Genomic DNA, 25,472 nt, shown 5'->3' on the forward strand with positions numbered 1-25,472 from the left:
AGTTTACCTCTCAATCATTAGTTGTTTTATTTTTTGTACGAAAGAAAAAGGTTCCCTTCTAGCTAAATTAATTGAATCAGATAGATAGACAGAAACGGTATGTTTTAAAGATTTTGAAATAGCTGCTCTATCATTGAGCAATAGATATGGTGTTTGTTTCAAAACTGCAGTTTGTACCGTTTTATCATCAGGAAGGACTCCCAGAAGCTGAACATCAACTTGTAAAAATTGTCTGATAACGCCTTCGAAATTATCTAGGGCTTTTAACCCATATTTTCTCGATGCAGATCGATTCATTACCACATATATCGGCATTTTTTGCGTTTTGTTTACAATATGCTTTATCATTCCATATGCATCTGTAATAGAAGTAGGCTCAGGAGTTGTTATAACAATACATTCATCAGAGGCCATAATAAATGAAAAGCTATCATTTGATGCACCTGCACCCATATCAAAAACGATAAAATCATACATTTGAACTAAATCATTATATTGTTCTAAAAAAAACTCCAATTTTTCTTGATCCATCGAAAAAAAGTCTGTCAAACCGGAACCTGCTGCAATATACGCAAGATCATTCGGTCCTGTTTCAATTATTTCATCCAGATAAAGCTGCTCATTAAACATATCGACAATTGTTTTATCAGCCTTTAGCCCCATTAATATATCGATGTTTCCCATCCCTACATCTAAATCAAATAGCAGTACTTTCTTGTTTTGGTTGACTAATTCTAAAGAAAAATTTAGTGCGAAATTTGATTTTCCGACCCCGCCTTTACCACTTACAATTGAAATTGTTTTTGCTTGTTTAGGACTTTTGGAAATTGACAATTTACGTCGCAAACCTGTTGCCTGATCACGAATCATGATTCTCACCTATGATATAGCTGGTAATCAATTCCGGGGATGGTTGAATCAAATCGTCAGGTACGTCTTGTCCATTAGTTAGAAATGCTATTCCTTTTTTATTGGTTAGCATGACATTGAGCATACTGCCATATTGTCTTGTTTCATCAATTTTTGTAAAGATCAGTTCTTTTATGGGTATATGCTGAAATTGATCATAGATATCTTGAATATCTTTCGGCTTTGCAGTAAGGGAAAGGACAAGATATGTTTCTATATCTGTCTCGAATTGAATGTTGCGTTTTAACTCTGCAACGTATTTTTTTTCACGAAAATTTCTTCCTGCTGTATCGACTAGGATTAAATCATAATTTGCAAACTGTTCTACTGCCGTTTTATAGTCGTTTAAATTATATGCAACTTCAATTGGTACATCTAATATTCGTGCATACGTTTTTAATTGCTCAATTGCAGCAATACGATACGTATCAGCAGTGATAAACGCTACCTTTTTATTTTCATTCAACATGCTTTTCGCAGCTATTTTCGCAATGGTCGTCGTTTTCCCTACACCTGTCGGACCAACGAAATGAATTATTTTCTTATCGTAACGTATACCTTCAAAAGAAAGGAAATGTAATTGATCTGTAATTTGATATTTTACATCCTGAAAAATTTGTTCAAGGGTCGGCTCAATCTTCTTTTCTTCATGTTGTTTTATTACATTTTCAATCAATTCTGATGCTAGATCGGACTCAATTTCCTGGTCAATTAAATGCTGATACACAATTTTATAATCAGGTTGGTAATGATGTCTTGTCTGTAAGGACTGCTGTTCAATGATTTTCTTTAAGTGTTTAATTTCCTGTAATACATCATTGCTTGCATTGCCCTTAAGAGCTTTCGGTTTTTCTGATGTGGTATTGTAACTAGTATTAGATGTTTTGGGAGCGTGGGGCTGTGGATCAATTGCAGCCACCACCTCTATTTTTCGCTTCTTAAAAAACCCTAAAAATCCTCCCTGGTTTACTTCCTTTGAATTTAATATAACAGCATTTGCACCTAGCTCCTTACGTATTTGATTCATTGCTTCCGGCATCGTTGGTGCTACGTATTTTTTCACTTTCATGCAACATTCACCACCCCAACACTTTGAACCTGTACGTTAGGTTCTAGTTCATTATAAGATAACACTACGACCTGTGGTAAGAAACGCTCCAGCAATTGCTTTAGGTACATACGGATTGCTGGAGAGCATAAGACTATTGCTGTCTCTTCCTGCAATGATAATTTTTCAGCCTCTTCATGAATCGTTTTAACAATGGACTGTTGTGAATCTGGATCTAGTGCTAAGTAATTTCCATGCTCTGTTTGCTGAATTCCCTCTGCAATCATCTTCTCGACACTTCCGGAAACTGTAACTACTTTTAAAGATAAGTCATTGTTTACATATTGCTTTGTAATTTGAGCTGACAGTGCTTGTCTTACATATTCACCTAACAGCTCCGTATCATTAGTCATCTTAGAAAAATCAGCTAATGTTTCAAAAATAATCGGCAAATTACGGATTGAAACATTTTCCTTTAACAGCTTTGCAAGTACCTTTTGAATATCACCAATAGGTAACGGTTCTGGTGTAACCTCCTCCACTAGAATTGGATAGTTCTCTTTAAGGTGATCTATTAATTGTTTCGTTTCCTGTCTTCCAAGTAATGTATGGGCATGCTGTTTAATCACTTCCGTAATGTGCGTAGAGACAACAGATGGCGGATCGACAACCGTATAACCAGTTAATTCGGCTTCATCCTTGCTATCTTCTGAAATCCATTTTGCAGGCAGTCCAAAAGCAGGCTCTTTCGTTTCAATTCCCTCTAAACTGTCATCATCAATATCTGGCGTCATTGCTAAATAATGATCCAACAGTAATTCTCCAAAAGCAACTTCATTTCCTTTGATTTTCAAACGATATTCATTAGGGTTAAGCTGAATGTTATCGCGAATTCTTACTACCGGGATAACAACTCCAAGCTCAATTGCCAATTGCCGTCTTATCATGATGACCCGATCCAGTAAATCCCCACCTTGACTAGCATCTACTAATGGTATTAATGCATAGCCAAATTCGAATTCGATTGGATCCATATTTAATAGATTTACAACATTTTCAGGCGATTTCATACTTGAGCTTTCCGTCTCCTCTTCTTCCTCTATGTCAGGCATTTCCTTAACACGTGTCTGCTGAAGTAATATATAACCGCTCAAACCCAATAACCCCGCAATCGTTGTTGTTAAGAAGAAGTTTATCGGTGTAAGACCTAACAGAAAAATCGTACCTGCTGCAATATATAAAAGCTTTGGATATTGTAATAATTGTGCGGTAACATCACTTCCTAAATTGCCTGCTGATGCTGTTCTGGTTACTACAATTCCTGTAGCTGTAGAGATTAATAAGGCAGGTATTTGACTGACCAGGCCATCACCTACTGTTAAGCGCATGTACGTGTTAATAGCTTCAGAAAAGGTGAAATCCATCTGCACCATACCGATGATCAATCCAAATATGATATTGATTAATACGATGATGATACCGGCAATCGCATCACCTTTAACAAATTTACTTGCCCCGTCCATTGCACCATGAAAATCGGCTTCCTGTTCTACCTTTTCGCGTCGTTCCTTTGCTTGTTGTTCAGAGATTAATCCCGCGTTTAAATCAGCATCAATACTCATTTGCTTACCTGGCATTGCGTCCAGAGTAAATCGTGCCGCTACCTCTGATACACGTTCTGACCCTTTGGTGATAACCAGAAATTGAATGATAACTAATATAATGAATACAACAAAACCAACTAACGGATTATCACCAATTACAAACGAGCCGAACGTTGCTACTACGCCACCAGCATCTGCTTCAGACAAGATGGATCGGGTCGTTGATACATTTAACGCTAGACGAAATAAAGTCAATAGCAATAAGAGTGAAGGAAAAATGGAAAACTGTAACGCTTCCTGTGTATTCATCGAAACTAAAATAACGATAAGTGCTAATGATATATTTAATAAAATAAGTACACTTAATAGCCATCCCGGTAATGGAACAACTAACATAACGATAATTAAAATAACTCCTAAAAGTACGGACAAATCGCGTGCTTTCATAGATGACTCCCCTTATTGCTTAAACTTTATTTTCCAGTCGATAGACATAAGCCAATATTTCTGCAACCGCTTGGTAAAACTCTTCCGGAATGATGTCACCAATTTCTATTTTTTCATATAACGCCCTTGCAAGTGGTCTATTCTCAACAGTTATAACGTCATTCGCCTTAGCAATTTCTTTTATACGGAACGCAAGATGGTCTACCCCTTTTGCTACTACATATGGAGCACTTGCTCTTTCCTCATCATAGTTAATAGCAATTGCGAAATGCGTCGGGTTAGTAATAACGACATCTGCATTTGGTACTTCACTCATCATCCGTCTCATTGCCATTTGACGTTGCTTTTCCTTTATTTTAGATTTTATTAATGGATCTCCTTCAATGTTCTTATGTTCATCTTTGACATCCTGTTTTGACATCTTAATACTTTTTTCGAAATCAAACCGCTGATAGGCGTAATCAAACACTGCAATAAATAGTAATGCGATTGTAGCTGAGATCCCCATGATAATTGTAATTTTCCCAAAAAAGCCAATAGCGTTTTCAACGGTTTTAAACGAAAGCATCATCATATCATCTTTATAGAACCATATGATAAAAAAGGTTATCGCACCTATAAAGACAATTTTTAATAACGATTTCAACAGCTCAACAATTGCCCTCATCGAAAAAATCTTCTTTGCACCCTGGATAGGATCTATTTTCTTTAAATCAAGCTTAAGCGGTTCAGAAGTAACTAAAAACCCTATTTGAGCGAAATTTGCTGCCAATCCAGCAACGATTGCAATGACCATTATTGGCGCAATGATTTTTGCCATTTCAATAGTCGATTCCAGAAAAATCTTGTGTACACTGTCTTCAGTTAGATCCCATTGTACATATTCGGTGAATGATGTTTGGAATAAGCCAGTCATCCCCTTTTCCATAAATCCGCCAAAAATATATAAAACCATAAATGTAAAAAACAATAGGAATGCTGTATTGATATCCTGACTTTTGGCAACTTGCCCCTTTTTCCGAGAATCCTGCCGTTTTTTCGGTGTTGCTTTCTCCGTCTTTTCCCCTGCAAAAAATTGCAAATCCAGTTTTACTTGCAAGCTAAGCACCCCCGAACAGCTGCATAAGACCATGTATAGAATCGAACATAGATTCAAACAGTGTTCTAACTAACACAACATACAAGCTAAGAAATAATAAAATGACGATAAAACTAACAAGTATTTTTAATGGCAGCCCAACAACAAAAACATTTAATTGCGGCACTGTACGAGCAATTATTCCCAGAGCAACATCGACTAAAAACAAACAGCCGACAATAGGTATAGACATCTGAAATGCAATGAGAAACATTTGATTAAATGTATCAATCACAAATTCAATAATGGATCCATCCTGAAACGGGATAAATGCATCGATCGGAATTAAATTGTAACTATAAAAAATTCCATCTATTAATAAATGGTGGCCATTAACCGATAATAAAAAAAGTAGTGCAATAATATAAAAATATTGTCCTGTCAAAGGACTTTGTGCACCGGTTTGCGGATCGATGACATTCGCAATGGCAAAACCCATTTGAAAATCAATAAATCCGCCAGCAATTTGTATCGCCGCTAAAATAATATAAGCGATTAAACCAACCATTAGCCCAACAATTGCTTCTTTTATAAGTAACATCAAATACATCTCATCAAGCGGAATATTCGATGCGTCAACGGTATAATACATAATGAATGCCAGAAAAAAGCTAAATCCTATTTTAAATGGTGTCGGTATGGTGCGATACGAAAACAACGGCAATGTTACAAAAAACGCCGCAACACGGACAAAGATCAATAAAAATACTGGTATACTTGCTAAATTAATTATGTCTAACATGCTTTACCCTACAAACTGGTTCAAATTTTGATAAAGATCGACAGTAAACTCAACCATTTTTGTCAGCATCCAAGGACCAAAAAATACTAATCCAACTAATACGGCCACTATTTTAGGAATAAAGGCAAGCGTCTGTTCCTGAATTTGTGTTGTAGCTTGAAAAATACTTACCAGAAGTCCGACTGCTAGTGCCAATATAAGCAGTGGACCAGTTACTAGCAAGATTGTATAGATGCCTTTTTCGGCTAAGGTTAAAACAAATTCGCTATTCAAACAAACAGCCCCCTCTCACTAAAATCCCTCTAATAGGGAATGTGTAATCAAATACCAGCCATCCACTAAAACAAACAATAATATTTTAAATGGCAACGAAATCATAACAGGCGGCAGCATCATCATACCCATAGACATGAGAACACTTGCTACGGCCATATCAATGATTAAAAACGGGACAAAGATCATAAAGCCCATCTGAAAAGCCGTTTTCAATTCACTGATGGCGAACGCAGGTACAAGCGTTGTCATTGGAATATCCTGTACGGTTTCCGGTTTTTCAAGTTCCGCATAATTCATAAATAGAGCTAAATCCTTTTGTCTCGTATGCTTAGCCATAAAATCTTTCATAGGAGCACTTGCTTTATCATAAGCCTCATCCAATGAGATTTCTTCATTAAAAAGCGGCTGTAATGCCTCATCATAAACCTCATTAAAGGTAGGAGCCATAATAAAAAAGGTTAAAAACAATGCTAAACCGATTAAAACCTGGTTTGGCGGCATTTGCTGTGTCGCAAGTGAAGTTCTTACAAATGATAATACGATTATTATTCTTGTAAAGCTCGTCATTAAAATCAGAATACTAGGTGCTAACGATAAGACTGTCAGCAATAATAGTAGTTTTACAGATGTTGCAATGGATGATGGATCCGAACTAGAAAACATATCAACAAATTCATTCATGTTTATCTTCCTTACCACTGAACTGATCGATTATTTTTTTTCTGCTCGTTTTGAGTTTATCAAGTTCTGTTGCAAACATTTTGTTAAAGTCATTATTCTTCTTTTTGGATGCATCATCAGTTTCTGCCTTTTGCTTAAATAAAGATGTAAACAATGTTCCTGCCTGAAATTCGCTTGGTTCATTATTATGTAATAAATCATTGATAACTTCTTGATCTGTCACTTCATGGAGCATTTCAACATTTTCACCCACACCGATTAAATAGAATTTGCCTCCGACCCGTACAATCTGTATCGACTTATTGGGTCCGACAGATATACCGCCTAAATTCTCTAGTGCTTTAACTTTCTGAAATAATTTATTCCGTTTATTTAAAAATTTAAGCAATGCATAGATGAGTCCTAAAACAATTAACAAGGAAAAAAACAATTTTATCAACGTAAATATTGATAGCCCGTTATCCTCATTGACTTTTGTATTAGCTGCTGAATCATCCGGTTCACTTTCGTTTGAAGTTGAATTTTCCAAATCTGGACATTCTGCATTTCCTTCGATACAATCTTTCGCATTAGGTGCTTTTGCAAACGCATGATCATGAATGCCTGTTATGAAAACCAATAACACTGCTGCAACGCTTAAAGCTGCTTTTTTAATCACAGTACTCACTCGTTTCTTAATCAAGAGCCTTTTGGATTGCTTCAATTACACGATCAGCTTGAAACGGTTTAACAATAAAATCCTTCGCGCCAGCTTGAATTGCGTCGATAACCATTGCTTGTTGTCCCATTGCTGAACACATAATAATTTTTGCCTCAGAATTCATTTCCTTAATTTGTTTAAGTGCAGTAATTCCATCCATTTCAGGCATTGTAATGTCCATTGTTACAAGATCCGGCTTTAATTCTTTATATTTTTCAACAGCTTGCGCACCATCCTGTGCCTCACCTACAACATCAAATCCATTTTTGCTTAAAATATCCTTTATCATCATTCGCATAAATGCTGCATCGTCTACAATTAAAATACTTTGTGCCATATTATTTCCCCCTTGAATTCTCTATTTTAGTTTCATTAACCTTGCTGATTGACTGATTACATCTGTTACACGTACACCGAAGTTCTCGTCAATAACAACAACTTCCCCTTGGGCAATTAATTTTTCATTTACAAATATATCAACCGGTTCACCTGCTAGTTTATCTAATTCAATTACTGATCCTGCAGATAAATCCAATATATCCCGGATTGTTCGCTTGGTTCGGCCAAGTTCAACAGTTACTTTTAATGGAATATCTAAAAGCATATCAAGATTCCGCTGTTCATTTTTGTTTAACTCTACTTGATCGAAAGGAGAGAAATCCGCTTGCTCGATTGAAGCGTTTTTATGATTAGCATCACCAAGGTATTGTGGATTGCTAGATTTTGCTGGTTCAATTTGTTCCGTATTTTGTTTTAATTGTTCTGTTTTAGGTTTTTCTAATTGTTCAATTGAAGCTGCCACCTCGTCCAAATCATTCTCCTCAGGAACATTTAACAATTGATCCACTAATTGTTTGGCAAACGAAATAGGGATTAACTGCATAATATTAGAATCAATTAAATTACCAACCTTCAACTGAAACGAAACCTTTACGAAAACTAATTCATCCTTTATCACACTAATATCATCATCACTATCCGTGTTTACCAGATTAATAGATGGAGGTGATATATCAACTCGTTTCCCAAAAACAGTAGACATGCTAGTTGCTGCGGATCCCATCATTTGGTTCATCGCCTCTTGAACAGCGCTCAAATGGATATCATTTAACGCTTCCGCCGGTGCTGTACCATCGCCGCCTAACATAATATCCGATATAACAGCCGCATCTTCAGACTTAATCACGAGTACATTTTGTCCGCTAAATCCTTCCACATAATTTACTTGAATACTTACATGTTCAAATTCAAACTCATTTTCAATATTAGATTTCTTAATTATAGCTACTTTCGGTGTTGTAATATCCACCTTCTGATTTAACAAAGTTGATAATGTTGTAGCAGAGCTCCCAAATGATATATTTCCTATTTCACCTAACGTATCCACTTCAATACTGGATAAATAATCGTGTACATCTTCCTCTGTATCTGTTGAATTTGATGGGTTCTCCGTTTCTTCATCCTCTTCAGCACCTATTTTTAATAGTGCATCTATTTCATCCTGGGAAAGCATACCATCACTCATCACTATCGGTTCCCCCCTTAATTTCCTCAAGCACCTGCACGGACATTCTATTTTTATGCTTGCCTGGTTGAACGTAAAATTTTGGTTCTTTATTAATTGTCAAAGTTAACGCCTGATCAATTGGCTGATTTAGTGCAATAACATCATCTCTGTTTAAATTCAAAAACTGCTGAATATCTATTTTAGTCTCTCCTAATAGTGTTACCGCTTCAACACTAGCCTGCTGTAAATTGGTTGATAACTTTTCATATGCTTCAGGATCCCTTGCTTTAGTTGATGTCTGCATCCAGTAATGCACAGACAGCTTAGGAATGATTGGTTCCAATACTATGTGCGGGATACAAATATTAATCATACCGCTTGCTTCACCAATAGTTGTGTTCAATGAAACAACAACAACCGTTTCATTAGGTGAAACCATTTGCAAGAACTGTGGATTAACCTCAAAGTCTTCTAAAATAGGATCGATTTCAACTAAAGATGACCATGCCTCTTGTAAATTTACAATTGCTTTTTCAAATAGCTGTGACATTAGTATAGTTTCTATTTCTGTCAGGTTATCAACCTTATTAACGCTGCTGCCTTTTCCTCCAAGAATTCGATCCAGCATACCATAAGCGATATTTGGATTTACCTCCATTAATATTCTTCCTTCTAATGGAGCAACACTGTATATATTCAGCACCGTCATTTTGGGTACAGACCGAATAAATTCTTCATAAGGAATTTGGTCAACTGACGCAACAGAGATATTAACATAGGTTCTGAGCTGCGCTGAGAAAAAAGTAGTTAATAATCTAGCATAATTCTCGTGTATTCTCGACAAACTGCGTATTTGATCTTTTGAAAAACGCAATGCCCGTTTAAAATCATAAACTCGCACTTTCTTTTCTTTTTCTTCTTTTTTTAATTCATCTGCATTCATTTCACCTGATGAAATCGCAGATAGTAAAGCATCTATCTCATTTTGCGAAAGTACCTCATCTACCAAAAATCCTCACCTCCATATCGGAGTAATTGCTATTAATTTTATTGTAATATTTTGTTGATTGTATAAACGTCAGTGATCGAGCCTTCTGTCATAACCTCATTGAGTTTTAATTGAACCACATCTTCTAAGTCAGATAGACCAGATTTAAAGTCTTTCTCATTCATTTTAGCTAATTCTTTAATCAAAATATTTTTTAATTGAAATTCACGTTTTTGTACTTCTTCCTTAGCATCTTTACTGTTGGTTATGATTTGAAACTGGATACGAACAAAGCTCCCATCCTGTAAGTCTGTTGTCAGTTCAGAAGTCTGATAGGAATGTTCAACAATTTCATCGATTGTTTGCGCACTTCCTTCATTTTTATCCCCATTTAAATTCAACACGACGACGAGTGCCACAACGCCTGCCACTAACAGTGTTATTAATGCTGTTACCATCGTCTTTACTAGTCCGCTACTCATCTACTTCACCTGCCTCTTGCAACCAGCCTTGTAATCCAATTTTTTGATAATATGCTGTAATCAAATCAGAAACATGTTTTTCCGTTTCTCTTACAACAATTGTTTTCCCATTCATTAATGTAATGGTCGTATCAGGATGGGATTGTAATTTTTCAATCATAAACGCGTTTAAAGTAAATGTCTCGTTATTTAGCTTAGTAAGTTGAATCATCGAATGGCGGGGATGTAATGTTAAGCTACATCCCCTACCTCCTTACCTATCGTTTTAGATTTACAAGCTCTTGAAGGATTTCATCAGATGTTGTAATTATTCTAGTATTCGCCTGGAATCCACGCTGGGCCGTGATCATTTCCGTGAACTCTTCAGCCAGGTCAACGTTTGACATTTCAAGTGCACCGCTAACGATGGAAGCTGTGCCATCAGTTTCAGGCTCTACCAATCCGGTATAACCAGCGTTTTCTGAATTTAAATATAGGTTACTGCCTGCCTTCTGAAGTCCCGCGGGGTTAGAGAAATTTGCAATGGCAATTTTCCCTGCAACACGCACAGTACCAAATTCATCGATGTAGTTTACAATTCCATTTGCCTGTATGCTAAAGCTTTGTGCAGATTCAGGTATTGTTAATGTACTTGCTATATTCGGATTGGTATTATAATCGACAGTTGCTTCGGAAATTAATTCAATCGGTTCATTACTACCATTAACTGCAGTCATTTTACCGTTTGTATCCTGGGTAATTTCTGCAATTATATTACCGCTATCGTCTTCTATAGTAAAAATACCACCATTATATGCAATGTTATCACTAATATCAGCCCCATCTTTATCAGTCGCGGCCAATATATTATTATTGTTGTCTAGCGTAATATTAATTTTCACATCATTTTCATCATCAGTAACTACAATATTTTGTCCAGTTTCAAATGCTGGAAACCCCATTAAATATAACCCTTGAGGATTTACAATGTTACCTGCTTCATCTAAATAAAAGTTACCTGCTCTTGTATAGGCAACATTAGCCCCGCCCAGAGTATTTCCAGGACCAAGCTCACTTGCCACAACAAACATTCCGTCACCTTCTAATGCAAAGTCTAATGGATTGTTAGTTGTTTGACGAAAGCCTTGTGTATGAATATTGTCAATTGATCCTAGCTGTGAACCTAGACCAACCTGCATTGGATTGACACCACCGCGTGAAGCAGTCGCCCCTTGTGCACCTCTTGTCATTTGACTCATCATATCCTGAAATGTAACGCGTCCCTTTTTAAAACCCACCGTATTTACGTTGGCAATATTGTTGCCAATAACATCTAGTTTCGTTTGGAATCCTTTCATACCTGAAATACCAGCATACATGGAACGTAACATAATTAGTTCTCCCCTTTATTGGTTTGTTTGTATAAGCTGCATCAATCAGTCAGCAGCTTGTTGGCCTCCCAATCTGGGTCCAGCCTTTTTTTAAATTAAAATCGTACCATTAATATTAGTAAAAATTTTGCTTGACGCTTCATCTCGATTCATAGCTGTTACGACAGTGTTGTTTGTCGTACTTACAACTAATGCTGCTTTATTTGTAATTACTAGGGAATCCGTGACACCTTTATGTCTTGCCTCTGACATTTTTTCTGAGATTGTTTGCCATTCTTTTTCATTAATTGTAATGTTTCGTTCGTTCAATCGTTCTTCAGCATGTTTGCTAACCTTTAGTGATTGTACCTCTCTTAAAACATCTTTAAAGTTCGCTGAAATATGTTGCTTTACTCCAGGCTTTTTCATTGCAGGAAATTGTAAAGCATGTGATTGTGTCTGATGGATACGGTGGTCCATAATTATTCACTTCCCTCAGAATCAGGTTCCTCATCCGTATCTATGCTAGGGTCTCTTACCTCTATAATTGCATCGGCATATACCTTATCACCATTCTCCAATTCCAATATAGCCCACCCATCCTGTTGGCTCACTGCAACAACTTTACTTGATTCAATATCCAGCTTTTCTCCTGTTTCTTCGTCATATGCCTGGTACGTAACCTCGTTGCCAATCATGTGACTATATTTAATAACAGGTGACACTAACTGACTTTGTACAAGTGTATCTATTGAATTTGTCATGTTCATCATTTGTTCAAGTGATGAAAATGTCGCCATTTGTGAAATAAATTCACGATCATCCATTGGATTAGTTGGGTCCTGGTTTGCCAGCTGAACCATTAAAATCTGTAAAAATTCATCCTTGCCAAGCTCTGGACTTGGAGTTCGTGCCGTATTTTGATTCTGCAAATACAACGATGGATCAATTTTTGGCATCTGTTTCACCTACACTTCCTCATTCATTAATAGATCATGGAATTGCGTCTCAGCATCATCATTTGCCTGATTATTATTGTCATCATTTGTATGCTGGGATTGTCCACCTTCCCCGCGATCATTCCAGCCATCATCCTGTTGTTTGCCTTGAAAACTTTGTGCAGATTGCGAATTAAAATCCTGTTTTTCAACGACTACCTGCTGTGGTGAAAACATATGCTTAAGCTGATGCATATTCGACTCCAGCATTTCTTTAGCTGCATGAGTTGTGACCATAATTTTTACGGTCATTTCCCCATTTATTTGCGTTAATTTAACCATCATCTCACCTAAGTTTTCAGGTCGTAATGCAATTGAAAGCTGTGTTGTTCCATTATTCATTGCTAAAAACTTACTTGACTTCATTACTTTTTGAAACTGTTCCATTACTTGCTGATCTGCTGGTACAGAGTTTTGTGATTGATTTACATATATAACGAATTGCTCTATACGAGACATCGGCAATGACGAAAACGATGTTGCATGCTGTCCTGTTGTCTTGTCAAATTGAGGTTGACGGCTTAATGCGTGTTGAACCCATTTTGCTACATCTGTACTAGTAACCTTGGCATTCGTATTGTATTGTTGGTTTTGAATAAATTGATTTCGCTTTTGAAAGACTTGTACCAATTCACGCCAAATTCCTTGAAGTTTTATTTGTTCTGCACCTTTAGACGATTCAAGGACATGAATGCTTCCGTTTTGATTTGCTTTTTCAAGCGCTGTCCATTGTTCCAATAAAACGACTAATGAAGATAGTGCTTTTGGGACATGCTGCTCATTTGCTAGATGTGTTAATGCTGTCTCTGCTTTTTGGAACAATGCAGCAAACTGTTGCTGAAGTGCTGTATTATCTTTTGGCGCAGCATTTATCAATTCATTCAATTCCATCGGTGCAGATGCCGTTTGAGTCAAAGAACTCCCATCTGCAATCGTAAGTTTTTGCATCACTTCTTCTAAATTCTGAACAATTTCTTCCATGGACGGAGCACTATGAAATAACCCCGCTAACTCCCCTGATTCTTGAAGCTTATCAACTAATTCACTCTTCACTTTTGGAATATTTTTCAATATGCTCATCAATTCATCTTCATTTAAAGGAATTTTATTTGTGCCCATCGCTAAAGGTGCCTGTTGAGCATTCGCTAGTAATCCTTGAAAAATGGCATTGTCACCAGAATTCTGCTTTGAACGCAACGAATTGGGATTAACTGGCTGATTTACTTGTTGAAACATCATTGCAATAGCGTTCACCTATTCTCACCTCCTTTCAAATAAGAATAAAATTAATTTCCACTATTTATAAACATTTGCGTTAACTGTGCAGCCTTCTTCGGATCCATTTCATCAAAAATAGATCCCCTCGTATCATTAGGCAATTCATTTAAAATGGAAATAGCCATTTCTTCATTCAATTCTTCAATGATTTTCGCTGCTTGTTCACTGTCCATTTCCTTATACGAGGATGCAATTGTCTTTACTGGATTTGCGGCAGCATCACCGGTAACTGTTTTCTCATTAGACGATTCTTCAGATATAGTAGGGTCCGAGTTATTCTCCAGCTTAGCAATATCTTGTTCAAGGCGATCAATAGTTGCTTCAAGATCCGTTACATTTTGAGTTAATTGCTCAATTTTTGCATCCTTATTGTCAATTGCTTCTTGCATATTAGCTTCTGAACGTTTCGCATCCTTTTCTTCATCTGTTGTCACAACGGATGAGATAACTGGTATGTTATTTCCTGTTTTCTTAACCCAATCCATTACATTCACACCAGCAACCGAGAAAATGATTACTGTAAGTGTAATTGCTACAACGATTGGTATGACAATTGCAAAAAAGAACCAGAGGATCGGGTTTGCTTTTTCTTTCTTCTGTTTATTTTGTTTTACCATTCGACTCACCTATATCCGTGACTTAAATACTGTTGGATTGACAGTTCATCCATTGTAGCGTTTTCTATTTTTTTTATCTCTTCCTCACGGGACATTCGGCGATGCTCCATGATTTTTTCAAACTTTTTAACTTCCACGTGAGCATGCGTTAACTCTTCTTGCCTTGTTTCCATTTCACTTCTTGCTTTTTGCACAGAGGCCTGAAGTACGTTTATTTGTTTGTTGATCCGCTCTATGTAGGTAGCCTGTTCCTTGATTTTGTCGATCGCGATTGATCGCTGTAAAAAACCTTCATACGATTCTTCAGCTGCTTCTTTTTTTCGGAGCAGGTTATATAGCTGCAGGGCAATTTCCTCAAAGAGTTCCATAGAGTGATGGTATGCCTTCTGTGCATCTAATTTCTCATTCTCACGTACATGTAAAATCTTGGATAACGCTACCGTTCCTGTCATCAATCAGCACCTCCATTAAGCAGCTTTTGCATATGATTAATTGACTCTTCTAATGTGACGTATTCAAAAATATCCTGTTTTAAGAAGTTTTTTATCATTGGATTAAAAGCAATCGCTTTATCTATTTCATGATCTGTTCCGCGCTTATAAGCTCCAATTTGAATCAGTTCGCTATTATCCTCATATTTCGCTAGCAGAGAACGAATTTTTTGGGCAGTGTCCAGATGTGTTTTATCTGCAATCTGATTCATTACCCGACTAATTGATTTTAAAATATTGATAGCCGGAAATTGTCCTTGCTCAGCAAGCCTCCGGTCTAACACAAAATGACCATCAAGAATTCCTCTTACCGTATCGGCAATTGGTTCATTCATATCATCACCATCGACAAGGACAGTATAAAATGCAGTAATTGTTCCATGCTCACTAGTACCTGTTCGTTCCAATAGTTTCGGTAATGTTGCAAAAACAGATGGTGTATATCCCTTAGTCGTAGGTGGCTCTCCTGTTGCTAAACCAACCTCCCGCTGTGCCATTGCTACCCGAGTAACCGAATCCATCATTAGGTTAACCTGATAACCAAGATCACGGAAATATTCACTAATTGCTGTTGCCGTGTATGCGCCTTTAATCCGCATTAAAGCTGGCTGATCAGAGGTTGCAACAACAATTATTGACTTTTTCAGACCTTCTTCACCAAGATCCTTCTCGATGAATTCCTTTACTTCCCTGCCACGTTCTCCAATTAGAGCAATAACGTTAATATCTGCTCCACTATTTCGTGCAATCATACCGAGCAATGTACTTTTACCTACACCACTGCCTGCAAATATTCCGATTCGCTGTCCTTTTCCGACAGTTAAGAGGGAATCAATTGCTTTAACTCCAACCTGAATGGGTTCAGTGATGGTTGGTCTGGATAATGGATTTGGTGGTGACTGCTCTGTTAAATAATTGGCTAATCCCTTTGGCAGCTTAGAATTGTCTAAGGGTTTTCCTAGCGAATCTACAACCTTGCCAATTAAACCTCGTCCAATTTTAACCTGTAAAGCAGTTCCAGCAGATTCAACTAAGCAGCCAGGACCAATTTCAGTAACCTCTGCATATGGCATCAGAATAATTTTTTCATTGTTAAAACCTACCACTTCCGCAAGAACGGGCTTCTTTAATTTATTGGAAGAATGGATATAACAAACCTCACCAATATTGGCATCGGGTCCTTGCGACTCAATCATAAGGCCTACCACTCGCAACACCTTTCCATAACGCATATATGTATCTGCTTGTTCAATGGCAGTAAGATAATGTGTTAGATTCATTGGTTACGATTCACCTGCGATTTCTTGAAGTACTTTACGAATTTGTAATAATTGGGTATCAACACTTGCATCTATTTCCCCAAATGGATGCTCGATCAGACAGCTATTTTCTTCCATTTCTTCCTTTACATATATGGATAGTTTTGTTTCTTTATCGACAAGCTGAACGAGCTCTTCCTTCTGCTTAACGACAAATTCATAATTAGCTGGATGCAGGTAAATAACGATGGTCGATTGATCCTTAATTTCTTTTATCGCGGCTTTTACAATTGGTAAAAACGTTGACGGTTCCTCACTAAATCGCTGTTTCATAATTTTTTCCGACACATGTATGGCAAGATCAACTATTTTCCCATCACTTTGCTCCAGAACAGAATGGTAATCAGCTGTTGCGGCATCAATAATTGCGTTTGCCCTATCTATCAATTGCTGGTAGTTTTCAAGACTTTCCTGTTTTCCTGTTGCAAATCCATCGTTATACCCTTTTTCCTGAGCTTGTTCCGTTAATAATTGTTTTTCGTCCTGCCAATTTTTTTTCTCATCGTTTATTACCGCTTTTGTATCTGCAAGCATTTTTTCTTTTTCCTGCTCAAGTTGCTGTAAATCCTTTTTTGCAAGCTGTAATTTATCGTTAATAGAAGCATATTCCTCTTCTAAACTATCTTCTGTGGCATCTTTTTGTTTTTCCAGCTGGATTGGCCTAATTTTAATTTGTTTTCTTTTTAAGCTACCCGGATTATTCGAAAAAATATCAGACAATTATGTCGTCACCTCCACCACGGGCAATCACAATTTCTCCTATTTCTTCTAATCTGCGAATAACTGAAACAATTCTCGTTTGTGCTTCCTCAACATCACGCAGGCGAACAGGTCCCATAAACTCCATTTCCTCTTTAAACGTTTCAGCCATTCGCTGCGACATGTTTTTAAAGACAATATCCTTTACCTCATCACTAGATACTTTGAGCGATAATCGTAAATCTTCATTTTCCACCTCACGGATAACACGCTGTATTGCCCGATTATCTAAAATAACAATATCTTCAAATACAAACATCCGTTTTTTGATTTCATCTGCAAGTTCGGGGTCTTGAATTTCCAATGCATCCAGAATTGTTCGTTCAGTACTTCTGTCGACCCCATTTAGCACTTCTACAACTGCTTGAATGCCACCGGTTTGTGTGTAATCCTCCGTTAGAGAAGAAGATATATTGCGTTCTAATACCTGCTCTACCTGACTAATAATTTCAGGTGATGTGGAATCCATGATCGCAATTCTTTTTGCGATGTCCGCCTGCATCTCTTGCGGTAATGCAGACAGAATTTGTCCGGCTTGCTCTGGATCCAGATAAGACAACACAAGAGCGATTGTTTGCGGGTGTTCTCCTTGAATAAAATTCAGCACCTGCTGCGGGTCAGCTTTTCTTGCAAAATCAAATGGACGAACCTGTAACGATGACGTTAATCGGTTAATGATATCAGAAGCCTCTTGTTTTCCAAAAGCTTTCTCAAGCACCGTTTTTGCATAACCAATTCCTCCTTGTGAAAGGTAATCTTGCGCCAAAGCAATTTGATGGAATTGTTCCAAAATATCATCTTTCATTTCAGAATCGACTTTTTTAACAGACGATATTTCCAAAGATAATTTTTCTATTTCTTCTTCTGACAGATGCTTATAAACTTGTGCAGACACGTCAGGACCCAAGGAGATTAAAAGGATTGCCGCTTTTTGTTTTCCTGTTAATTTTGTTTTTCTGGCCACTTCAATTCCTCCTTAATCCTCCGAAATCCAGCTTCTTAAAAGCTTTGCGAAATCCTCGGGTTTATCCTTCGCCATTTTTTCCAATTGTTTTCTGCGGGAAATTGCTTCTGAATCTTGATTGTCACCAATTTCCGGTACTTCAATCGGTGATTCGGTTGTAATCGTTTCCTCAACAATATCTTCATCTTCTGCTTTACGATTACGCATTAGCAGAATAACCAAAATAATTATCGCAATTAATAGAATGCCGCCTACAATATACATCCATAATGGTATAACTGGTGCTTTTGTATTTGGAAATTCTGTTTCCCCACTGAATTCCTGGAATACGATCGAGATTTTCTCCTCTGGCTGTACATCACCATATTCTTCATCAATAGATGTACTTATGACAGAATTTAAAATCGAGGAGATTCCTGCTCTTACAGCTTCTTGATCGGCCCCAGACAGGTACTGAATTTCATCCCCATCCTTATCTTTCACATTATCTACTGCAACTTGGATCCCTAAATCACGAACTTTATATGGTGATTCCACAATTTCTTTGCGAATACGGTTATATTCATTATTTATTGTTTCCTTTACTAATTCATATTCACCGTCTTCTCCGGTTTCAGTAGCCTCATAATTTGTTATGTCCCCGTCACCAGTTCCAGGCTCGCCGCCAACTGGAGGGTTCCCTGTATATGTCTCATGTACTGTCTCAATACTGACAGGTACACCTTCCATGTTTTCTAAGTCAACTGGTTCTACAATTTCTTCCGTTCGATTTTCTTTTGTAAAATCAATGTCTGAGGTAACAGAAACGATGACATTCTCTGGTCCGACCATTGCGCCCAGCATTTGCTGTACTCTTCGTTTAATATCTTTTTCAATATCCTTTTTTACAGTCTGCTGATATGTATATGTATCCTGATTGCTGCCTTTCATGCTGTCCGAATTTCGATCGAAATACTCAAAATACTGGTTCATGATAACAATATTTTCAGGTGGTAAATTAGGAACTGCTTTTGATACTAACGTATATAGCGAATCGATTTGATTCCCCTGAAATTCATACCCAGGCTGTGTATTAATCACAATTGACGCACTTGCTGGCTGTTTGGCATCACTTACAAATACAGGATCTTTAGGCATATTAATCATTACCTTTGCATCCTTTATACCCTGTACACCCTTTATCAAATTAGCAAGCTCAGTCTGCATAGCATCCAGCTTGATCATACTGAATTCATTATCAGTAATTCCCCATGAAGCATTTTCACTAAAGAAGGAATAATCAATATTGCCGCTATTGGGAATTCCCTGTCCTGCAAGGTCCACTAATAATGTGTCAACCTGCTCTTCAGGGACTGTTATCGTCGTGCCTCCATCCTCCAGTTCATACGGTATACCCCTTGCATCCAATTCGGTTTTTATCTGACCGACTTCCTGTAAAGATAAATTGTTATACAATGGAACCAAGTTCGACTTCGTTGTAAAAAATGTTATCCCTAAAATCAAAGCTACAACTATACCAATGGATCCCAGGAAAATCCACTTTTGACTCTTCGATCGGTTCGACCAATAAGTTTTAGCAGTATCTTTGAATTGTAAAATTTTTTCTTTCATATATTCCCCCGCCAAATTCCAATATTAACGATAAATCTATTTATAGAGGTTTGATTATCTGTTTATATTAGTATGTTTTAAGACCTGCAATAACACTTTCACATAAATTAATAGATTATCTAACCAGCCTATACTTGCATTCGCATTATTTCGTTGTAGGCATCAATTACTTTACGCTGAATTTGAACAGATGTTTCCAATGTAATGCTAGCCTTTTGTGCAGTTATCATGACATCATGCAGATCATCTATTTGACCTGTTGCAAGCTGCTCTGTTTTTTTATCTGAAGCTGTCTGCGCTTCATTCACTTTCCCAATTGCTGTCTTTAGCATGTTTGCAAAATCTGCATGAGCTTTTCCTGGAGATGTTAGCTGATTATTATTTATCGCGCTGGACAATATGTTATGTGATACACCATTTATATTATTATTCATCATGGACTCTCCTTACATTATTTTCCGATTTCCAATGCCTTCAGCAGCATGTTTTTAGTTGCATTGACAGACGTAATATTTGCTTCATAGGATCTGGTAGCACTCATTAAATCAACCATTTCTTTTAATGGATCTACATTAGGCAGCTGTACATACCCGGCATCATTTGCATCTGGGTGATTTGGGTTATACACAAGTTTAAAAGGTTCATCATCCTCAATTATTTGTGTAACCTTTACTCCCGAACCGGGGTTAGATGATGTATTGGAGGCTTTTTGTAAATATGTACGAAAACTATTATCCTTAGGCTCGACAACAACCATTTTTCGACGATATGGTTCGAATTCCCCATTTTCGTTCCGTGTAGCTCTTGTTGTCTCTGCATTAGCAATATTAGAAGAAATAACATCCATTCTGAGTCTTTGTGCGGTTAATGCACTTGCACTCGTGTTTAATGCGTTAAATATCGACACTTTTATCTTCCCCCTCTAATAACCATCTGCAGACTGCTGAATTTACCATTAATCCGATCAACTAAGCCTTGGTAATATATTTGGTTTTTAGCCAATTCAGACATTTCTTTATCAATATCAACATTGTTGCCATTATGGTTATACATCGTAGTTTTGTTAGTGACTATTTTGTAGGAATGCTGCAATCCTGAATTATCAAATGGAAGATGTCTTGCGTTTGTTCGTTTCGCCTCCAGTGAACTTGTAAGCGCATCATTCAGTACATTTTTAAATACGACATCTTTCGCTTTATAATTCGGGGTGTCGGCATTAGCGATATTATTGGATATCGTTCGATTTTTAGCAGTAGCATAATCAAGTGAACTTTCCAGTGTTTGGAAGGTTCGACCAAATAAATCCATCACATTTCCTCCTTAAAAACTATAAAGTAACGGACATAAATTATATTTCTCATACGAATATTGTAATTTATCATAGAGATAATGTCTATGTTATTTCGACATATTGCGACTTGGGAAACGAAAATAGTTATTATTGTTCAGTCTAAAAGTCCTATTTTATTTACATTTTTTGTAATAAACTGATGTAATTTGTAGAAACAATAGGTATTTAACCATATTTAATGTAATCCTTTTAGATGATTTTCATAAAATATACCAAAATAAAAAGCTAGGCAACTTTGCCTAGCTTTTTTATTTAAAATCACTCTTATTTATCTGGAACGTAATTTTTCTAGTTCAACTAAGAATTTATCGTTAAGAACTTTGATATATGTTCCCTTCATACCTAATGAACGTGATTCAATAACACCAGCACTTTCTAATTTTCTTAGTGCATTTACAATTACAGATCTCGTAATCCCAACTCGGTCAGCAATTTTACTTGCTACCAATAAACCTTCATTACCATTTAATTCTTCAAAGATGTGATCAATAGCTTCAAGTTCACTATATGACAATGAGCTGATAGCCATTTGTACAACAGCCTTGCTTCTTGCTTCCATTTCAATTTCTTCCGTCTTTTCATGCAGGATTTCCATTCCTACAACAGTAGCACCATACTCAGCAAGTAACAAATCATCTTCATTAAAGCTTTCTGTTAATCTACTTAAAATTAATGTACCAAGACGTTCCCCGCCGCCAATAATAGGAACAATTGTTGTAAGACCATTTTGGAAGAGTTCACGATTTTCAACTGGGAATGCTGTAAATGGGCTATCAATATCTAAGTTAGCAGTTGTTTCATGAATCGTAAATAGACCTTGCGTATACTCTTCAGGGAATTGTCTTTCCTCTAGCATTGACTTCATACGTTCGTTTTCAATTTCCTGATTAATAGCAAATCCCAATAACTTTCCTCTTCTGCTTAAAATGAAAATATTACCTTTAATTACATCTCTGAGTGATGCCGACATCTCGTTGAAATTCACCGATTTCCCTGTTGCTTTCTGCAGCATTGCATTAATTTTCCTTGCACGATTTAATAGTTCCATGTTAATTCCTCCATTTCATTATTTAAAACTATAGTATAAATTGGCTTAAATCTTTATTTTTAACAATAGTACTTAACTTTTTATCGACATATTCCGGAGTGATTTCAATCGTCTCCATTGTAATGTCTGGTGCTTCAAACGATAAATCTTCAAGCAGCTTTTCTAAAATTGTGTGCAGTCGGCGGGCTCCAATGTTATCTGTGTCCTGATTAACCTGATAAGCAATTTCTGCCAGCCTAATCTCAGCTTCGTCTGTAAATACGACATTTATACCTTCTGTTTTTAACATTGCTTGATATTGTTTAAGTAATGCATTGGAAGGTTCTTTTAAAATACGTCTGAAATCTTCGACGGACAATTTCTCCAATTCTACACGAATTGGAAATCTCCCTTGAAGCTCTGGTATTAGATCAGATGGTTTTGCCATGTGGAATGCTCCAGCAGCAATGAAAAGCATATGATCTGTCTTTACTGGTCCATGTTTGGTTACAACCGTTGAACCTTCTACAATTGGTAATATATCGCGCTGGACTCCTTCTCTTGAAACATTTGCATTGTTGTCACCTTTTCCAGCAACTTTGTCAATTTCATCGATAAATAAAATACCGGATTGTTCAGCCCTCTGGATAGCCTCTTGCGCAGCCTCTTCCATATCTACGAGTTTTTGAGCTTCTTGCTGTGTTAGCACCTTTCGTGCCTCTGAAACCGGAAGCTTGCGTTTTTTCTTTTTCTTCGGCATGAATTGTCCTAAAGCATCCTGCATATTCATACCCATTTGCTCCATTCCGGAACCTTGCAGCATATCAAACATTGATGGTGGGAGTTCTTCAATTTCCACAGTTACCATATGATCTTCTAACTCACCCAAGTTCAGCTGATGTTCTACACGCTTTCGTTTGTTTTTGATTTCGTCGGAGTTATCCCGATCCCTGTCATCGTCATCGTCATCTTGTCCAGAGAAAAGCATTTCAAATGGGTTCTTCATATTCGCTTGCTTTCGTTTAGCTTGGGGTACCAGCAATTGAACAAGTACTTTATTTGCTTCTTGTTCAGCCTTACCCTTAACCTTAGCCATTTTTTCCTCTTTGACCATTCTTATTGACATCTCAACTAAATCACGAACCATTGACTCAACATCTCTGCCAACGTAACCGACCTCAGTAAATTTTGTTGCCTCCACTTTAACAAACGGGGCGCCAACAAGTTTTGCCAAGCGCCTTGCAATTTCCGTTTTCCCTACACCCGTTGGACCAATCATTAGAATGTTTTTTGGAACAATTTCCTCTTTAATTGAGTCATCTAACTTCATACGTCGATAGCGATTTCTTAATGCAACAGCAACTGACTTTTTTGCCTGGTGCTGACCAATAATATATTGATCCAATTGATCCACAATTTGCTTAGGAGTGTAATCAATTCCCATTAGTTAAATGCCCTCCTTTTAGTCAAGCGCTTCAAGTGTAATATGGTCATTCGTATAAACGCATATTTCGCCAGCTATTTCTAAGGCTGCTTGCGCGATTTCCTTGGCCGTTAAATTTGCGCTATACCGCTTTAAGGCCCGACCTGCACTCAAAGCATAATTCCCGCCGGAACCAATAGCTAAAATGCCATCATCTGGTTCAATTACCTCGCCAGTTCCAGAAACCAAAAACATGCCATGTTTATTCATTACGATTAACATCGCCTCTAATTTTCGAAGTACCTTATCGCTTCTCCATTCCTTAGCTAGCTCAACAGAAGCGCGAGCAAGGTTGCCCTCGAATGACTCAAGCTTAGCTTCGAATTTTTCAAATAAGGTAAAAGCATCTGCAACTGATCCAGCGAATCCAGCTAAAACCTGCCCATTAAATAATCTGCGTACTTTACGTGCCTTATGTTTCATTACGACAGCATTTCCTAAGGTTACTTGACCATCTCCACTCATTGCACATTGGCCATCATGCATAATAGCAAAAATAGTTGTAGCATGCATCTCATTATTCACTATCCTCACCTCTTTGATCAGAATTTTGATCATTTGCTCTTGGGTGGCTGTTCATATACACACTGCGTAATCGATCTTTTGTCACGTGCGTATAAATTTGCGTAGATGATAAATTTTCATGACCTAACAGTTCCTGAACAGTACGTAAATCTGCACCCTCGTTCAACATATGCGTTGCAAATGTATGGCGTAATTTATGCGGGTGGACATGTACTGTTATAGCCGCTTCTTCTACCATTTTATTCAATATCAGCCGAATTCCTCTTACTGTTAATGGACCGCCCCTAGCATTTAAAAAGACAGCATTCGTTTTGGCAGTATTCTTAAATAGCTGTTTTCTGCCTTCGTTTATGTAGGTTTCCAGGGCGATTTCCGCAAAACGGCCAAAAGGAATATAGCGTTCTTTTCTTCCTTTTCCTTTGACAAACATTGTTCCAATTGAAAAATCTATCGAATCAAGTGTTAATCCCTGGCATTCGCTTACCCGCATACCCGTTGCATATAATGTTTCTAATATCGCTTGATTTCGCTGGCCAATTGGATCTGTAGTATCACTAATTTCAAATAGTTTCTCAAGCTCTTCCATATACAAAAATCCTGGAATTGGTTTCTTAGCTTTAGGCAATGTTAAATGAAGAAATGGGTTTATTTGTACAATTTCTTCTCGTTCCATAAATTTATAAAAACTTCTCAAGCTAGAGATTTTTCTAGATACAGATCGTCTACTCAATTTTTTGTCATAAAGAGTGGTTAAAAAAAGACGTACAACTTTCGTGTCAACCTCTTGCAGATTAACAATTCCTTCTTGTTTTAAAAAGGCAAAGAACGTTTCCAGATCATTCAGATAATATTTTACAGTGTACGGGGACGCATTTTTCTCTATTTGTAAATATTCGATAAACGCGTCACCAGTATCAGGAAAACTACTCAATACTTCACCCCGCAAAACAGCGAATAAATCATACCATATAACAAACTGGAAAGCAATAAACTTAACTAAATTGTAATAAAATTCTGAATTGACTTCAATACATTTTCATATTTTACGCCAATTCTTTTTATTTTAGATATAAGTGTCAAGTAAATTAACTTACCAATTCGTAATTATATCTTGTCCAATTTAAATAGTCAATAAACAGCTATTCAACAATTCTAAAAAGTTTTTTATACCTGGACAA

The 25,472-nt window shown here is 37.0% G+C and carries 30 protein-coding genes; all 30 read right to left on the minus strand.

Translation table 11 applies throughout. The annotated features are described in order from the left end of the window. Window positions 1-3: 3 nt before the first annotated feature. On the minus strand, window positions 4-870 hold the full coding sequence (locus IEV74_RS05545) for a MinD/ParA family protein (protein ID WP_188454371.1): 867 nt from the start codon (window positions 868-870) through the stop codon (window positions 4-6). Continuing rightward, window positions 860-1,978: a flagellar biosynthesis GTPase FlhF gene (gene flhF / locus IEV74_RS05550; RefSeq protein WP_188454372.1), complete on the minus strand. Its 1,119-nt coding sequence runs from the start codon at window positions 1,976-1,978 to the stop codon at window positions 860-862. Before flhF ends, IEV74_RS05545 begins: the two co-directional genes overlap by 11 nt. After that, entirely contained in the window at window positions 1,975-4,008 is a 2,034-nt protein-coding gene (gene flhA / locus IEV74_RS05555; RefSeq protein ID WP_188454373.1) for a flagellar biosynthesis protein FlhA, read from the minus strand. Before flhA ends, flhF begins: the two co-directional genes overlap by 4 nt. A 19-nt stretch (window positions 4,009-4,027) precedes the next feature. Beyond that, window positions 4,028-5,107, minus strand: a complete 1,080-nt coding sequence (gene flhB / locus IEV74_RS05560) for a flagellar biosynthesis protein FlhB (RefSeq protein WP_188454374.1) — start codon at window positions 5,105-5,107, stop codon at window positions 4,028-4,030. Window position 5,108: 1 nt separating this feature from the next. Continuing rightward, window positions 5,109-5,888, minus strand: coding sequence for a flagellar biosynthetic protein FliR (gene fliR / locus IEV74_RS05565; RefSeq protein ID WP_188454375.1), 780 nt, complete (start codon window positions 5,886-5,888; stop codon window positions 5,109-5,111). A gap of 3 nt (window positions 5,889-5,891) precedes the next feature. Next, window positions 5,892-6,161, minus strand: a complete 270-nt coding sequence (gene fliQ / locus IEV74_RS05570; protein ID WP_188454376.1) for a flagellar biosynthesis protein FliQ — start codon at window positions 6,159-6,161, stop codon at window positions 5,892-5,894. An 18-nt stretch (window positions 6,162-6,179) separates the two neighbouring features. Then, the gene (gene fliP, locus IEV74_RS05575) at window positions 6,180-6,845 is read right to left on the minus strand and encodes a flagellar type III secretion system pore protein FliP (RefSeq protein ID WP_188454377.1); all 666 of its coding nucleotides are present in this window, start codon (window positions 6,843-6,845) and stop codon (window positions 6,180-6,182) included. Further along, a complete protein-coding gene (gene fliO / locus IEV74_RS05580) occupies window positions 6,838-7,512 on the minus strand; it encodes a flagellar biosynthetic protein FliO (RefSeq protein WP_188454378.1) in 675 nt (224 codons plus the stop codon). The genes fliP and fliO overlap by 8 nt, the downstream gene beginning before the upstream one ends. Before the next feature lie 7 nt (window positions 7,513-7,519). After that, window positions 7,520-7,882, minus strand: coding sequence for a response regulator (locus IEV74_RS05585; RefSeq protein ID WP_188454379.1), 363 nt, complete (start codon window positions 7,880-7,882; stop codon window positions 7,520-7,522). 21 nt (window positions 7,883-7,903) lie between these two features. Further along, window positions 7,904-9,070 (minus strand): flagellar motor switch phosphatase FliY, encoded by a 1,167-nt coding sequence (fliY, locus tag IEV74_RS05590; protein WP_188454380.1) that lies wholly within the window; start codon window positions 9,068-9,070, stop codon window positions 7,904-7,906. Then, the gene (gene fliM / locus IEV74_RS05595) at window positions 9,063-10,061 is read right to left on the minus strand and encodes a flagellar motor switch protein FliM (protein ID WP_188454381.1); all 999 of its coding nucleotides are present in this window, start codon (window positions 10,059-10,061) and stop codon (window positions 9,063-9,065) included. Before fliM ends, fliY begins: the two co-directional genes overlap by 8 nt. 38 nt (window positions 10,062-10,099) lie before the next feature. Further along, the gene (fliL, locus tag IEV74_RS05600; protein WP_188454382.1) at window positions 10,100-10,522 is read right to left on the minus strand and encodes a flagellar basal body-associated protein FliL; all 423 of its coding nucleotides are present in this window, start codon (window positions 10,520-10,522) and stop codon (window positions 10,100-10,102) included. Next, window positions 10,515-10,733, minus strand: coding sequence for a flagellar FlbD family protein (locus IEV74_RS05605; RefSeq protein WP_188454383.1), 219 nt, complete (start codon window positions 10,731-10,733; stop codon window positions 10,515-10,517). Before IEV74_RS05605 ends, fliL begins: the two co-directional genes overlap by 8 nt. A gap of 46 nt (window positions 10,734-10,779) precedes the next feature. After that, a complete protein-coding gene (locus IEV74_RS05610; RefSeq protein WP_188454384.1) occupies window positions 10,780-11,892 on the minus strand; it encodes a flagellar hook-basal body complex protein in 1,113 nt (370 codons plus the stop codon). 90 nt (window positions 11,893-11,982) lie between these two features. Then, entirely contained in the window at window positions 11,983-12,351 is a 369-nt protein-coding gene (locus tag IEV74_RS05615) for a TIGR02530 family flagellar biosynthesis protein (protein WP_188454385.1), read from the minus strand. Between the two features lie 2 nt (window positions 12,352-12,353). Beyond that, window positions 12,354-12,830, minus strand: coding sequence for a flagellar hook assembly protein FlgD (gene flgD, locus IEV74_RS05620; RefSeq protein ID WP_188454626.1), 477 nt, complete (start codon window positions 12,828-12,830; stop codon window positions 12,354-12,356). A gap of 9 nt (window positions 12,831-12,839) precedes the next feature. After that, a complete protein-coding gene (locus tag IEV74_RS05625; RefSeq protein WP_188454386.1) occupies window positions 12,840-14,123 on the minus strand; it encodes a flagellar hook-length control protein FliK in 1,284 nt (427 codons plus the stop codon). A 32-nt stretch (window positions 14,124-14,155) separates the two neighbouring features. After that, entirely contained in the window at window positions 14,156-14,764 is a 609-nt protein-coding gene (locus tag IEV74_RS05630) for a MotE family protein (RefSeq protein WP_188454387.1), read from the minus strand. A 5-nt stretch (window positions 14,765-14,769) separates the two neighbouring features. Continuing rightward, window positions 14,770-15,216, minus strand: a complete 447-nt coding sequence (fliJ, locus tag IEV74_RS05635; RefSeq protein ID WP_188454388.1) for a flagellar export protein FliJ — start codon at window positions 15,214-15,216, stop codon at window positions 14,770-14,772. Further along, window positions 15,216-16,535 carry a flagellar protein export ATPase FliI gene (gene fliI, locus IEV74_RS05640; RefSeq protein WP_188454389.1) on the minus strand — a complete coding sequence of 440 codons (1,320 nt, stop codon included), beginning with the start codon at window positions 16,533-16,535 and terminating at the stop codon, window positions 15,216-15,218. The genes fliJ and fliI overlap by 1 nt, the downstream gene beginning before the upstream one ends. Window positions 16,536-16,538: 3 nt before the next feature. Next, entirely contained in the window at window positions 16,539-17,294 is a 756-nt protein-coding gene (gene fliH / locus IEV74_RS05645) for a flagellar assembly protein FliH (RefSeq protein ID WP_188454390.1), read from the minus strand. Next, window positions 17,287-18,297 carry a flagellar motor switch protein FliG gene (fliG, locus tag IEV74_RS05650; protein ID WP_188454391.1) on the minus strand — a complete coding sequence of 337 codons (1,011 nt, stop codon included), beginning with the start codon at window positions 18,295-18,297 and terminating at the stop codon, window positions 17,287-17,289. The genes fliH and fliG overlap by 8 nt, the downstream gene beginning before the upstream one ends. Window positions 18,298-18,309: 12 nt before the next feature. Next, window positions 18,310-19,908 (minus strand): flagellar basal-body MS-ring/collar protein FliF, encoded by a 1,599-nt coding sequence (gene fliF / locus IEV74_RS05655; RefSeq protein ID WP_188454392.1) that lies wholly within the window; start codon window positions 19,906-19,908, stop codon window positions 18,310-18,312. Between the two features lie 128 nt (window positions 19,909-20,036). Beyond that, window positions 20,037-20,342, minus strand: a complete 306-nt coding sequence (fliE, locus tag IEV74_RS05660) for a flagellar hook-basal body complex protein FliE (RefSeq protein WP_188454393.1) — start codon at window positions 20,340-20,342, stop codon at window positions 20,037-20,039. A gap of 17 nt (window positions 20,343-20,359) precedes the next feature. Beyond that, window positions 20,360-20,815: a flagellar basal body rod protein FlgC gene (gene flgC, locus IEV74_RS05665; RefSeq protein WP_188454394.1), complete on the minus strand. Its 456-nt coding sequence runs from the start codon at window positions 20,813-20,815 to the stop codon at window positions 20,360-20,362. A gap of 2 nt (window positions 20,816-20,817) precedes the next feature. Continuing rightward, window positions 20,818-21,216: a flagellar basal body rod protein FlgB gene (gene flgB, locus IEV74_RS05670; protein ID WP_188454395.1), complete on the minus strand. Its 399-nt coding sequence runs from the start codon at window positions 21,214-21,216 to the stop codon at window positions 20,818-20,820. Between the two features lie 311 nt (window positions 21,217-21,527). Next, window positions 21,528-22,307 carry a GTP-sensing pleiotropic transcriptional regulator CodY gene (codY, locus tag IEV74_RS05675; protein ID WP_188454396.1) on the minus strand — a complete coding sequence of 260 codons (780 nt, stop codon included), beginning with the start codon at window positions 22,305-22,307 and terminating at the stop codon, window positions 21,528-21,530. Window positions 22,308-22,335: 28 nt separating this feature from the next. Beyond that, window positions 22,336-23,730, minus strand: a complete 1,395-nt coding sequence (gene hslU / locus IEV74_RS05680; RefSeq protein WP_188454397.1) for an ATP-dependent protease ATPase subunit HslU — start codon at window positions 23,728-23,730, stop codon at window positions 22,336-22,338. Between the two features lie 18 nt (window positions 23,731-23,748). After that, window positions 23,749-24,294, minus strand: a complete 546-nt coding sequence (hslV, locus tag IEV74_RS05685; protein ID WP_308418976.1) for an ATP-dependent protease subunit HslV — start codon at window positions 24,292-24,294, stop codon at window positions 23,749-23,751. Continuing rightward, the gene (gene xerC / locus IEV74_RS05690; protein ID WP_188454398.1) at window positions 24,287-25,225 is read right to left on the minus strand and encodes a tyrosine recombinase XerC; all 939 of its coding nucleotides are present in this window, start codon (window positions 25,223-25,225) and stop codon (window positions 24,287-24,289) included. The genes hslV and xerC overlap by 8 nt, the downstream gene beginning before the upstream one ends. Window positions 25,226-25,472: the final 247 nt, after the last annotated feature.

Origin of the sequence: Virgibacillus oceani (genome assembly GCF_014638995.1) — a bacterium.
GTDB lineage: Bacteria > Bacillota > Bacilli > Bacillales > Amphibacillaceae > Virgibacillus_E > Virgibacillus_E oceani.

What these genes read in the sequence shown, in the direction of transcription:
- IEV74_RS05615 (WP_188454385.1), bottom strand. Translation starts at nt 12,351, where the DNA reads ATGGACCACCGTATCCATCAGACACAATCACATGCTTTACAATTTCCT.
- fliF (WP_188454392.1), bottom strand. Translation starts at nt 19,908, where the DNA reads ATGAAAGAAAAAATTTTACAATTCAAAGATACTGCTAAAACTTATTGG.
- flhA (WP_188454373.1), bottom strand. Translation starts at nt 4,008, where the DNA reads ATGAAAGCACGCGATTTGTCCGTACTTTTAGGAGTTATTTTAATTATC.
- IEV74_RS05585 (WP_188454379.1), bottom strand. Translation starts at nt 7,882, where the DNA reads ATGGCACAAAGTATTTTAATTGTAGACGATGCAGCATTTATGCGAATG.
- fliY (WP_188454380.1), bottom strand. Translation starts at nt 9,070, where the DNA reads ATGAGTGATGGTATGCTTTCCCAGGATGAAATAGATGCACTATTAAAA.
- flgD (WP_188454626.1), bottom strand. Translation starts at nt 12,830, where the DNA reads ATGCCAAAAATTGATCCATCGTTGTATTTGCAGAATCAAAATACGGCA.
- IEV74_RS05545 (WP_188454371.1), bottom strand. Translation starts at nt 870, where the DNA reads ATGATTCGTGATCAGGCAACAGGTTTGCGACGTAAATTGTCAATTTCC.
- fliJ (WP_188454388.1), bottom strand. Translation starts at nt 15,216, where the DNA reads ATGACAGGAACGGTAGCGTTATCCAAGATTTTACATGTACGTGAGAAT.
- fliE (WP_188454393.1), bottom strand. Translation starts at nt 20,342, where the DNA reads ATGAATAATAATATAAATGGTGTATCACATAACATATTGTCCAGCGCG.
- flhF (WP_188454372.1), bottom strand. Translation starts at nt 1,978, where the DNA reads ATGAAAGTGAAAAAATACGTAGCACCAACGATGCCGGAAGCAATGAAT.
- flgB (WP_188454395.1), bottom strand. Translation starts at nt 21,216, where the DNA reads ATGGATTTATTTGGTCGAACCTTCCAAACACTGGAAAGTTCACTTGAT.
- IEV74_RS05610 (WP_188454384.1), bottom strand. Translation starts at nt 11,892, where the DNA reads ATGTTACGTTCCATGTATGCTGGTATTTCAGGTATGAAAGGATTCCAA.
- IEV74_RS05605 (WP_188454383.1), bottom strand. Translation starts at nt 10,733, where the DNA reads ATGATTCAACTTACTAAGCTAAATAACGAGACATTTACTTTAAACGCG.
- hslU (WP_188454397.1), bottom strand. Translation starts at nt 23,730, where the DNA reads ATGGGAATTGATTACACTCCTAAGCAAATTGTGGATCAATTGGATCAA.
- fliR (WP_188454375.1), bottom strand. Translation starts at nt 5,888, where the DNA reads ATGTTAGACATAATTAATTTAGCAAGTATACCAGTATTTTTATTGATC.
- fliL (WP_188454382.1), bottom strand. Translation starts at nt 10,522, where the DNA reads ATGAGTAGCGGACTAGTAAAGACGATGGTAACAGCATTAATAACACTG.
- fliP (WP_188454377.1), bottom strand. Translation starts at nt 6,845, where the DNA reads ATGAATGAATTTGTTGATATGTTTTCTAGTTCGGATCCATCATCCATT.
- codY (WP_188454396.1), bottom strand. Translation starts at nt 22,307, where the DNA reads ATGGAACTATTAAATCGTGCAAGGAAAATTAATGCAATGCTGCAGAAA.
- fliI (WP_188454389.1), bottom strand. Translation starts at nt 16,535, where the DNA reads ATGAATCTAACACATTATCTTACTGCCATTGAACAAGCAGATACATAT.
- IEV74_RS05630 (WP_188454387.1), bottom strand. Translation starts at nt 14,764, where the DNA reads ATGGTAAAACAAAATAAACAGAAGAAAGAAAAAGCAAACCCGATCCTC.